This window comes from Acidithiobacillus sp. TH-A36, assembly GCF_057473445.1.
The window spans coordinates 1-10,455 of record NZ_JBYCKP010000568.1; the positions used below are offsets into that span (position 1 = coordinate 1).

The 10,455-nt window shown below is 49.5% G+C and carries 12 protein-coding genes; 8 read left to right on the forward strand and 4 right to left on the reverse strand.

The annotated features are described in order from the left end of the window. The 8 genes from AC2VLY_RS14335 to AC2VLY_RS14370 form a co-directional block, all read left to right on the forward strand. The coding region (locus tag AC2VLY_RS14335; RefSeq protein ID WP_486892903.1) for a hypothetical protein at positions 1-853 on the forward strand (853 nt) is incomplete at its 5' end. A gap of 33 nt (positions 854-886) precedes the next feature. Then, complete coding sequence (locus tag AC2VLY_RS14340) at positions 887-1,546, forward strand: hypothetical protein (RefSeq protein ID WP_486892904.1); 660 nt, start codon at positions 887-889, stop codon at positions 1,544-1,546. Between the two features lie 2 nt (positions 1,547-1,548). Next, positions 1,549-3,060, forward strand: a complete 1,512-nt coding sequence (locus AC2VLY_RS14345) for a hypothetical protein (protein ID WP_486892905.1) — start codon at positions 1,549-1,551, stop codon at positions 3,058-3,060. Then, on the forward strand, positions 3,057-3,356 hold the full coding sequence (locus AC2VLY_RS14350) for a hypothetical protein (RefSeq protein WP_024893288.1): 300 nt from the start codon (positions 3,057-3,059) through the stop codon (positions 3,354-3,356). Before AC2VLY_RS14345 ends, AC2VLY_RS14350 begins: the two co-directional genes overlap by 4 nt. 70 nt (positions 3,357-3,426) lie before the next feature. Next, positions 3,427-4,212, forward strand: a complete 786-nt coding sequence (locus tag AC2VLY_RS14355) for a prepilin-type N-terminal cleavage/methylation domain-containing protein (protein WP_486892906.1) — start codon at positions 3,427-3,429, stop codon at positions 4,210-4,212. Between the two features lie 63 nt (positions 4,213-4,275). After that, on the forward strand, positions 4,276-4,878 hold the full coding sequence (locus AC2VLY_RS14360) for a S26 family signal peptidase (protein WP_065957803.1): 603 nt from the start codon (positions 4,276-4,278) through the stop codon (positions 4,876-4,878). 72 nt (positions 4,879-4,950) lie between these two features. Beyond that, entirely contained in the window at positions 4,951-5,280 is a 330-nt protein-coding gene (locus AC2VLY_RS14365; RefSeq protein WP_024893285.1) for a hypothetical protein, read from the forward strand. Positions 5,281-5,293: 13 nt separating this feature from the next. Continuing rightward, positions 5,294-5,902 carry a lytic transglycosylase domain-containing protein gene (locus AC2VLY_RS14370; RefSeq protein ID WP_486892907.1) on the forward strand — a complete coding sequence of 203 codons (609 nt, stop codon included), beginning with the start codon at positions 5,294-5,296 and terminating at the stop codon, positions 5,900-5,902. A gap of 164 nt (positions 5,903-6,066) precedes the next feature. Here the strand turns inward: AC2VLY_RS14370 and AC2VLY_RS14375 are convergent, their stop codons facing one another. The 4 genes from AC2VLY_RS14375 to AC2VLY_RS14390 all read right to left on the reverse strand — a co-directional run bounded on the left by AC2VLY_RS14375 (position 6,067) and on the right by AC2VLY_RS14390 (position 10,254). Next, complete coding sequence (locus AC2VLY_RS14375) at positions 6,067-6,276, reverse strand: hypothetical protein (RefSeq protein ID WP_024893283.1); 210 nt, start codon at positions 6,274-6,276, stop codon at positions 6,067-6,069. Between the two features lie 54 nt (positions 6,277-6,330). Then, positions 6,331-7,170 carry a pilus assembly FimT family protein gene (locus AC2VLY_RS14380; protein ID WP_024893282.1) on the reverse strand — a complete coding sequence of 280 codons (840 nt, stop codon included), beginning with the start codon at positions 7,168-7,170 and terminating at the stop codon, positions 6,331-6,333. 83 nt (positions 7,171-7,253) lie between these two features. Further along, positions 7,254-9,740 carry a type IV secretory system conjugative DNA transfer family protein gene (locus tag AC2VLY_RS14385; protein ID WP_486922516.1) on the reverse strand — a complete coding sequence of 829 codons (2,487 nt, stop codon included), beginning with the start codon at positions 9,738-9,740 and terminating at the stop codon, positions 7,254-7,256. 25 nt (positions 9,741-9,765) lie between these two features. After that, positions 9,766-10,254 (reverse strand): type IV secretory system conjugative DNA transfer family protein, encoded by a 489-nt coding sequence (locus AC2VLY_RS14390; protein WP_486892908.1) that lies wholly within the window; start codon positions 10,252-10,254, stop codon positions 9,766-9,768. Positions 10,255-10,455: the final 201 nt, after the last annotated feature.

Consider the following 10,455-nt stretch of genomic DNA (forward strand, 5'->3'; position numbering starts at 1 on the left):
AGATTTTAGTCGTTATCGTGGGGCTGTTATTCAAGCTCCGGATGGCAAAATGATACTCTGCTCTGGATTAATTAAAGACTCATACCGGGATGATATGAGCGAGGAAAAGGCGTTAATCGGGAAAATGGTTTCGATTTCTCAAGATCCCAAAAAAGTCCTCTTGGATATTCAAAGTCTGGAACAAAACTTGGGGAAAGCCACACCGGAAAAGCACGTTGTTGTCCTCACACACCGCGCCGATCTGCAAAATTACACCCGCAGCCAGCAGACTGAAGACCTTATTACCAGCGGCAAAGATGCCCGCACGATTTACCATGGTGGAAATTCGATAGCTGGGAAACTGGATTCAGCATTTCCAGGGTACGGCAGTTTCCGGATTGAGCATCCCGAATACGGGAACACGGTAGTCACTACGGGAAAGAAACTCTTTGAGGGTAATCCAGAGGCTAAAACCGCCTTGGATAAAGCCTCTGAAGCCGGAAAAAATGTTGAAATATCTATAGATCAAACCGGCAAGAAAGTGTCGGTCAGCATTGAAAACGGGCCTGTTTTGGTGAATGAATCGAACACTCCATCCCGACCCTTTGGCTTATTGCCAAAAGTTCAGGTAGTCCCACACGAAAATCAGGTCTTTAAGGGCATTCTCATGGACGTGAGAAGTGAGGAAACCGTCGAACTGAGAACCCAGAAAGGCCCATTGCTGATTGAGGGCACAGGTGGTGATTTGCCTAAAACCACTTTGGAAAAAATGGCTGGAAAAATGGTTGAAGTCCGGTCTGGGAAGGATGGCGAACTGAAAGTGAGAAGTCTGGAAAAAGAGCGTAAAGAAAGGGGCTTTTCCATCGGACGATAATAGTCTTTTTGAACATCAACTACGGGGTGATTTATGGCAGAGAAAGAGTATCAAGCGGAAAAAATGAAACACATCAACACGGTTGTATTGACACATCGCAGAGACCTGCCGAAGCGGGAAGGTGTTATCGCGCATGTAAACAACGAGTCTGTGATGCAGACAGTCTACCCAGGGCAATCGGTTACGGGTGATTTTCTTCGGCTTGATGACCGGCCAGGTTCACTATGGATGAAACACCCGAAACTTGGGGAGTTGTTGGTACACACCAACAAAAATATCTTCAAGCCGGGGGATGAACTGGTAAATGCTCTCCAGCAGTCCAAAGGTCACCCAGTCACTCTGTCCCTGGATAAAACCGGCACAAAACTTTTTGTGGTGCAAAATGGGGTGGAAGTAAAACAGGATTTGAAAACCCCCGCTTTGCCCATGGGTTTAGTTCAGAGCGGCCTTATAAATTATGGGGTGGATGTAACAGGGGAGTTAAAGGGTGTTTACAACAAAGGGGCTACGCTCGAAATCCAGACCAAAGACGGCCCGTTTTTCTATGGGCAGCTTCCAGGTACAGATTTAGCGCAGTCCGAAGTAAGCGCCCGGAAAATGATCGGTAAAAAGGTTGAATTGAGTTATGGGCATAGGGGGGCCTTAACCCTCAGAAGTCTTGAAGTTGAGCCACAACTGGGCAAGGTGGGATAAAAATGGCTCAGGACACCCTCACCCGCCACCAAGCCACACACTCCGATACATCCTGGCGGTCTAAAGTGGACGGCCAGGGCCAGACACACATCTACAAAAAGATTACAGCCGGTGATCTTCAGGTGGGCGACCATCTGCTTGAGCATGTCGTTGGTCACAAAAGACAAGTGGCAACCCCGATCTTGGGGGTGGAACATACCTCGGAGGGGGTCATTGTAATTATCCCTGATCGGAGCGGTGATAATGCCCCGGTTCGGGAGTTGTATGGTCACGACGACCAAGTTTTTATCAGTAAAACCCCACACCTTGAGCAGTACAACGCCGACGAGGATATTTTTGCGCAACTGGATAAAAGGAGTGAAGACATGGAGCATCAGCAGCAAAATCGTATGGAAATAGCCACAAAAGGTGTGGAAGTGTCTTGGGTCAACATTGATACTGCCATGGAAGAACTTCTACAAAGCCAAAATGCAATTCAGGCGGACACGCATGCAAAAGCCGTCAAGTCTGGTGCCGTGGATCTCTCTAGGTACATCATTGTTGGAGCGGATGCAGTCGCAGAATCCCTCAAAGTCGATGCAGACAAGTTTGTGCAGTGGAATCGGACGCTGACGGATAGTGCTAACAAGACTAGGGCACACTCTGAAAAACTGGAAGACTTTGGAGATAAAATTGCAGATGTAGCCATGCAACGCGCCGCTAGTTATGCACAAGGCGCACTGGATACGGCAACGACTGTGGCAATAGGCCAGCGTCAACGCACTTTTGTGATGTACCTTAATAGCCCGATTGCTGAAACCATACTGGATGATGCTAAAAGCATGGGCGTTTTGGATCAGCCAAAGCCGGAAGAAAAAGGGGTGTTGCTGGCAAAAATTCCACCGGAAGCAGTCCTGGCCCGGGAAGACGGAACGCTGGTGGCTGTCCCAATGGCCCCCCAGGAGCTCAAGCAACTCGAAAATCATGCAGAAGTACATCTGAAGTCGGATGAGATTGGCGTCTACAAAAGGAGCGTGAACATGGAAAAGAAACCGCAGCAGTACCCGCGTCTCGAAGGTCATCTGAAAGAGCCGGATGGAACCTGGCGCCATGTGGGTTTTTATGTGGACAAAGACAACCAGCCCCGTGCTGTTGTATCCATTGAAAACAAGGACACAGGCTTGCAGGAAAAGCTGTCTATGCAGTTCAAAGAGAAGGTTTCTGAACAGACCCAGAAGCCCTTTCTGGTGGGTAGCGCCGAGCGCGAAACTGGCAAAAAACTCTTTGTAACCATCCATGCAGCAGAAAAAGACCAAGATAAGTGGGTTTTTGCGCATTTTGCAGAGAAATCCGGGCAGGATTGGCAGCAAGTCCAGGGGAAAGGGGGCACTTTGAAGCAAAATGAAACCATGAAGCGGCTGGATAATGACCGAACCTCAGACTTCATAAAAGACAAACTGGGTGTGGACGTGAAAGGGCTGCAACGGGCAGATCAGGGTCATAAACGCTCATTAAGCGGGGGGATGACACTATGAATGCCAACGCACTCAATGCATGGATCCACGAAGAGATGCAGGCTTCCAGCCGTGATCCAAAACGCCAGGAGAGACTGAAAAAACTGGCTGAAAAGGCCAAAGCCTCAGCTAAACACCTGCATGCCGAAGCCCTGCCGGTGGGCTCCTACCAGCGTCAAATAGCCATGGTCCACCAGCGCAAGCTGGCGACGGAGGCTATGCAACTGGGCTACCAGATGCCCGACGAAGACTTGCAGGAATTGGGCTTGCATGTGGCTGGGCATGCATTGGGGTTGGGGTTAGGGCTTTCTCTTTAGACCCACACAAAAATTCCGCATAGTGCATGCTATACAGTAAAAGATGACATGACACTCGGAGAACACCACAATGCTACGCAAAAATGAAAAAGGCCTCACCCTTATCGAGCTGATGGTGGTAATAGCCATCATCGGCATACTAACGGCTATCGCCATTCCAGCGTATGAGGACTACGTGCGAAGCGTCAATGCCACGACTATTATTCAGGACTTCAGCCAGGAGGTGCATCTTGGCGTTGATGACGAGGCAGAAGCCCAAACTGTCGGCAGTGTAACTATCGGTGGGGATGGCGCAACAACTCTCACAACCGATGGCATGAATAATTTGCCTTTTGTCAATTTCAGCACCACTCCAGATGGCCCGCAAATGCAGCACGATGGCTCTACCATTTCTGGGCTACCCCATGAACTACCGGCAGGCGGTCAGCCAATCTGTGTGTCTGTCAATATGGCCTCTGGCAATGGGGTAAACGCCGATATTCAGCAGATGCTTTCTCAGCAGACCGGAACAAAGTCAACGGGGACACAATTCACTGCTCAGATCACCCCAAACGGGGCAGTCACTTATGTAAATGGCGCGGGTTCAAACTGTGGCACTGGTGTTGGTGGCACGTCCACGGTACTTGGCATGTACCAAGGTGAACAAGGGACATACTCGGGTCCGGCTCAGTATGCTATTTCTCGCGGCACAGACTTGTACTTCCCTTATGAATATGACCAGCACAGCAGCAAGCCACTGGCCTACGACCCTAAAAACGGTCAGTGGTATCAATTCTCTGGAGCGGATGATGGTGGCAACGGGTATGGGCCGTTCACCGTTCTACCCCCCGGCACACCACTTCCAGCCGGCGCATGATGCCTACATCAATATGCAGAGTGCTATACCCTATTATTCAGTCCTGATAATAGGGTATTTTTCATGCAAAAACGGAAGCTCTTATTCTATGCAGTAGCTACTCCACTTCTGGGGTTGATTACTGTCTCCGCTGGCATCGGGTTAGCGGCCTCGTATGCGGGCTGGTCTTTTAATGACACCACCTGCATGCCTATCGGGTTCTACCAACGCGGGCCTGTACCAAGGCATTTGAAAGTTGGGGATCGGGTATTCTTCTGCCCACCGGTAACCGGACCCGCCATGCATCAGGCTATAACCGCTCGCTGGCTTTCTTTTGCGCCGCATGGAAAATGGGACTGTGCAGACCACCTGATGCCCTTTATGAAATTTGTAGTCGCCCTGCCCGGGCAGACCGTTGATGTAACAAAGAAAGGCGTTATTGCTAACGGAAAAATTCTGCCAAATAGCAAAGTGGTTACGTCCATCTGGGACGGCAAGCTCAAAGTCATTCATTTGCCCTACGGAAAATACACGGTGCCCAAAGGCATGTTCTGGGAATACGCCCCTGGCAACAAAGCCTACACCAGTGCCTACTACGGCCCGGTACCAGAGAAAAATATCCTGGGATCCATTCATCCAGTGCCATTCTTAACCATCCCCGGCAGTCAATACTGGCTCAAACAGTGATACCGCTTCTCGCCATGTGCATTATATGACGAAGCCATATTCTGTGGCATTCGCATGAAAGGGTGGTGACTTATGAAGCATTTATTTATTGCATTGGAGAACTTGGGTGGAGGTGCATTGCACCACACAATCGCATTCTTACTGAGTGGCACCCTCCCTGCCTACCTAACCTGGGCTGGCGGCATACTTTTATGTCTTATTTTGCTATCGCCACAGCTTCAGATGTTGCTGGTGATCGTCTTTGAACTCATAGCAGAAATGGATGTACTGGGACTGATCGCCAGTGTGGTTATGATGATATTTTTTCCACTTGCCATTCTGATAGGCGTTTTTTTAGTCCTGATTTTCCTCATCAATTGGATTATCGGGTTCACCACACCAGAACCGCGTCGTCGTTACTAACCAGGATGAAGCCATGATACCTGTTCAGCAGCTTGTTACCCAATGTGCGCCTTTTGTAGCCCCGTCTACCATGTCCGCTATTGTGCGAGTAGAATCTGGGGGTAACCCCCTGGTTATCCTTGACAACGCCACTGGCCGTGATTACTACCCACAAACTGTCCAGCAAGGGGCCGCGATTATCCGACATTTACTGAGCATCGGGCACACGCAAATTGACGTAGGCATTGCCCAGGTGGATACGGAAAACTTTGCAGCTTATGGGCTTACCCCTACCACCGCCCTCAATGCCTGCACAAACCTCCGCGTGGGTGCGCGTATCTTGCAAAATGCCTACAAGCAGGCATCCACCACCTACGGCCCCGGCCAAACGGCCTTGTACCATGCTTTCCAAGCCTACAACTCTGGTCGGTTAATTGGTGATCCAGGGTATGCCAATAAAATACTGGCTGCAGCCGGAGTCCCTGTTTTCGTGGGTAGTAACGGCATCATCCGTTACCAGCACACGCGAGCATATCACCCATTCATTTTGTACTGGAAAGATGCAAAATCCACAGCACATAGGCCACTCTATGTAGATACTCACTACCACTTGCGTGGTCTGACTGGTGCAGTGGCATGGTGACAGCCATTCTTGTGCCAAAAAAACTTACACCGCATGCAGACCACACGCACACCGCACACTCACCCATATAAAAAAATTTATTGGCCTATCCGAAAAGTGAATACCGCATGCAGACCTCATGCACACCGCATATTCCCGCACTTGGCTTTTACGGTAGATAGTTTTTAGCCAATACCCAAATGCATGTGAAGAATAATAATATCTTCACCATCCACGTCTGTCCCATACTCAAAAGCCCCTATCATACTCAGCGCATCATCAAGATCATCGGCGCTGATGAGGTTCCCATATTGCTCAAGGGCTGCATCCCGGCTCATAATCCCGTCATGCACATCTTGCGCAATTTCATGCGTGAAATTCACCATACTTGTCATTTTACATCTCCTTGGGCCTCTTGGCCCGTCACTGTTAAAGAATGATTCCAGAACTTATGGTGCCCACGATGGTGCGGGCGCCTTGGTCCAGGTTTCGGTGGAGTCGTTCCAGTATCCCCACTGGCCGGTGTACGGGTTATACAGAATAGGGTCTACATGATTAAACCCAGGTTCCAGCAGGTTAATGGAGTTTGGCCCCCAGAAGTTTATTAAAGGAAGGTCACCCCCAACTGATCCAGGTGTACCTGTAGGCACAGGAACAATGGCTGGGTAGCCAATTTGATAAGTATTACCAGAGCTAGACCCAGCACAGTTATTACCGGAGGCAAAACTGGACCCTGAATTGGGTGTGAATTGCCCGGTAAGATTGTTGGTGAAGTAGGTATACAGCCCCTCAGAAACCAACATCTCCCTGACATCCTCGGCTACAGTGGGGTCCACGGACTGAAGATCAAGAGAGACACAAGCTGGTGATCCGCCCGCTTCAATGGTATCCGGGTTTTCCTGGATTACTGCATTATAAATGGTCTGTCTGGGTCCATCTTGGCCCCCCAGCGAGAACTTCTCAGGGGCGTATGCAGTACGCACCAGTTCTGTTTGCGAGTATTTTTGTGGGGTCTGATTTCCCCACGAGTAGAAAGGCTTTTCCATAATCCCAGTGCCTTGAGTTGGTGCGCCCAGGCTTACGCTAACTCCAGATAGTGACTCTGCTTCTGATGCCTGTATCTGGTGAATATCTTGCTGAAAGTCCGTCACTATATCTGTCGCTTTCGCAGCTTCGACATGCTGGTAATAAAGCGGCAACACAATGGCTGACAAAATGCCGATGATGGCTATTACCATCATCAGCTCCATGAGTGTAAAGCCCTGCTCAGTTTTCTTCTTGGTACTCATGAATAATGCCCCCAGCACAAAGTCCTCACTAATAGATCATGTATAGCACCTTATGTTCTGTTAAAAAGAATAGGCTCAACACTTCACCGGCCTTGCCCCCCAGACAAGGCAGACAGGTCCGATACATTCCGGCTACGAAGACCACGGCTATGTGAATGTTGATAATGAAGTAGATCACTCAACCGCAAATCGTCGCTTACTTCCGGGGGAACGAGGTCAATCTCGGCCAGTGCATTTTGCACGTCCTGTAACTCCAGACTACCCGCCTCCACGTCTCCCGAAACGGCCCCCATGCCAGCACCACCGTCCACTATCTCATCCTCACCATCATCTATCTTATCGTCTTCAGAAACGGTTTCTGCCTCACCATCCATAATGGTTTCTGCACCCCCGTTTATATCCGTGCCTGCCAGGTCATCTGGGGGTTCATCATCAAATTCAGGCTCGCCCGCCATACCCGTATCAGCAGGTAATGCACCCCCCTCTGCGGTTTCTTCGTAGCTGTCGGTGCTGTCATCGTCAAGCTGGGAGTAAAAGTCAGCAGGCATATCCACATCATCCGATTCCGGGGGTGCCCCTACCCCTCCGCTTTCCCCAAAAATATCCCGGTAGTTTTTTGGTTGGCTGGTTATGTCACTTTGAAGGGGTGCTGGGATCTGTGCTCTTTTCAAAAAACGTGGGTCTTTGAAATAGAGCATCTGCTGGCCATAAATGGGGGCGAAACCTGCAACGAGTATGAGCATGTCACCCGCTTTGACGATGTTGCTGCCTTCCTTCACCGGCCCCTGCAAGCGCAAAACTTCATCTGGCGTCAAAAGCTCCCTAGCTTGATAAGTAATCGAGCGGGATTGCCCTTTCTGGGAGGGCAGGAATCCGCCCTCAAAAGACTGGTTGGTGTTTTCCATCACTACGGTCTTTTTACCCAGCATCCGACTAACCCATTCCGCCGTTTGCACTTCGTTCGGCGCGTAGATAATCCTCACATGGCAGTTATTGATGATCGCCATAGCCCCGGATTTTCCATACGCATGAGCCTCGTCCTCCAGTTGTGACTTGTCTTGCACAATCAAGAACAGCTTGACGTTGTACCCTGCCAAAAATGCGATGGTATCCTGGAACACATCCATCTTGCCCAGGCTGGGGAACTCATCGAGCAGCAGCATTAGATGATGCTTACCTACACACTCCATGCGGCCACCCTTTTCCACCAGCCGATCTGCAGAGGTAAACTTGGAAGCAATCAGGTTGAGTACCAGACGAATTAGCGGTTTCAGGCGGTTCTTGTCTTCCGGTGAGGTTACCAAGTACAAAGAAACCGGATCCTCACAATCCTGCAAATCCATGACGTGAAAATCGCTGTATTCTGTCCAGCCGGCCACAATCGGGTCACGGTAGAGGCTTAAAAAGCTCATCATCGTTGAAATGACCCCAGTCTTCTCATTCTCTGCTTTGTTAATCATTTCTTTGGCCGATTGCGCAATGACTGGATGCACTTTAACAGCATTACCATGTTGGTCTTTCCAGCGGAACCGGCCCTCTGGGTCATGTTCAACTTTCATCATTTTATCGAAGGCTTCATCCACATCCTTCAACTCTGGGTCATTCAGATAAGCTGCTACCCCCCGCAATGTTTTATCCGGTTCAGCGTACAGAACATGCAGAACCACGGATGTGAGCAAAATAAAACCCGTTTTCTGCCAGTGGTCATTTAAGCCCTTACCATCAGGGTCAACAATCATCATGGCAATGTTCATCACGTCTTTCACTTCAAATTGTGTACCGATGCGGACCTCTTCCAGCGGATTAAAATGGCAGCACTGAGCCAGTTGACTCCCTACATCCTCATCACCGGCCAACCCAAACCCAGGATTGAATTTCAAGACCCTCTGGCCGATGGACCGGCGATAACCCGCAGTCAGTAGGTAGTTCTCACCCTTAATGTCATGGGTCACCACAGATTCTTTCCAGCCACCGAGTAGTGTTGGCAGAACCAATCCTACCCCCTTGCCGGAACGGGTAGGGGCAAAAGCGATAATGTGCTCAGACCCGGAATGTTGCAGGTATTTTAAGTGTCCTTTGTCGTCTGGATAGCCCCCCACATAACAGATTTTGAAGGACGACTTAGACCCTTTGGCCGGTAGCAAAGCCATCTGCTCAACTTCTTTGGGGGTAGCCCAGTGTGCGGAACCGTGCAAGTCCGTTTCGTATAGGGCTTTTTGCTTTCTACCTGAGCTAATGAACTGAAAAACCGCGACCGATACCACGGCTATGACCGTAAGCGTTGCGGCACTGAAAGTAACGTGCTGCATCATGGGGTACTGCCAGTACGTCATGTACGCTTTATATATGGCGTATGGGCTGTAAAGTGGAAGAGAGCCTAGATGCAGCGGGACGTATCCCTGAAAGAAATTTCTGGAATACTTGCCCATAAAAAACATCACCGCCATTGTCGAGAAAGCGTAGCTTCCGAAGACGGCAGTGATGACAGTGAGCGCCACAGCCAAAAACGGCGCATCACGCGCCGCTTTCTGAGCCCTGTAATCGATGACGTTTTGGTTAGGTGTGTGCATAGATTTTTACCACTCCAGGGTCAACTCATTTTGAGGATATGCTATGGTCAAGATACAATTTCAAATAGAGATTCGCCGTAGCCAAGATAGCAGAAGATTCAGCTTCAGATCTGCGTGACGTCTCTTGGGCTGCTTGGATAATAAAGGGATGTACTTTAACCTGCTCCCCTTTCCGATCCGTCCAGTGAAATCTTCCATCAGGATCGTGTCCAATCTGCATTATTTTTTCAAAAGCAGCATTTATGTCCGTAATGTTCCCTAAATAAGCTGCTACACCCCGCAAAGTTTTATCCGGTTCAGCATACAGAACATGCAGAATCACGGATGTGAGCAAAATAAAACTCGTTTTCTGCCAGTGGGTATCCGATTCTTCACCATCCGGGTAGACAAGCATTGCGGCAACTTCCATTGCGGCCCTTACGTCAAGGGGTGCATCGAAGCGCACTTTTTCTAGCGGGTAGCTGATGCCGTCACGGTTCTGTTCGTTGATACTGTTCTCTGTATGCATATTCATCGTGATTTCCTCATGAAATTAGGTTGGTATCCTATGTATAGCACCCAGCATAACAGGATAGGCGACACATCCAAATTTCATCCGGTCCCTCAATCCGTAAAATCAAAGAGGGGCTTATACCAGAACACGTCTCCTGTTGCCGTTTGATACTCAATGCCAATATCTTCCCCATATTTTGCGCGAAGCTGGGCAGCTTTTTTC

Excerpts from the sequence above, each read along its gene's own strand:
- AC2VLY_RS14390 (WP_486892908.1), bottom strand. The coding sequence starts at position 10,254 with ATGAATATGCATACAGAGAACAGTATCAACGAACAGAACCGTGACGGC.
- AC2VLY_RS14345 (WP_486892905.1), top strand. The coding sequence starts at position 1,549 with ATGGCTCAGGACACCCTCACCCGCCACCAAGCCACACACTCCGATACA.
- AC2VLY_RS14360 (WP_065957803.1), top strand. The coding sequence starts at position 4,276 with ATGCAAAAACGGAAGCTCTTATTCTATGCAGTAGCTACTCCACTTCTG.
- AC2VLY_RS14375 (WP_024893283.1), bottom strand. The coding sequence starts at position 6,276 with ATGACAAGTATGGTGAATTTCACGCATGAAATTGCGCAAGATGTGCAT.
- AC2VLY_RS14340 (WP_486892904.1), top strand. The coding sequence starts at position 887 with ATGGCAGAGAAAGAGTATCAAGCGGAAAAAATGAAACACATCAACACG.
- AC2VLY_RS14370 (WP_486892907.1), top strand. The coding sequence starts at position 5,294 with ATGATACCTGTTCAGCAGCTTGTTACCCAATGTGCGCCTTTTGTAGCC.
- AC2VLY_RS14385 (WP_486922516.1), bottom strand. The coding sequence starts at position 9,740 with ATGCACACACCTAACCAAAACGTCATCGATTACAGGGCTCAGAAAGCG.
- AC2VLY_RS14350 (WP_024893288.1), top strand. The coding sequence starts at position 3,057 with ATGAATGCCAACGCACTCAATGCATGGATCCACGAAGAGATGCAGGCT.
- AC2VLY_RS14355 (WP_486892906.1), top strand. The coding sequence starts at position 3,427 with ATGCTACGCAAAAATGAAAAAGGCCTCACCCTTATCGAGCTGATGGTG.
- AC2VLY_RS14365 (WP_024893285.1), top strand. The coding sequence starts at position 4,951 with ATGAAGCATTTATTTATTGCATTGGAGAACTTGGGTGGAGGTGCATTG.
- AC2VLY_RS14380 (WP_024893282.1), bottom strand. The coding sequence starts at position 7,170 with ATGAGTACCAAGAAGAAAACTGAGCAGGGCTTTACACTCATGGAGCTG.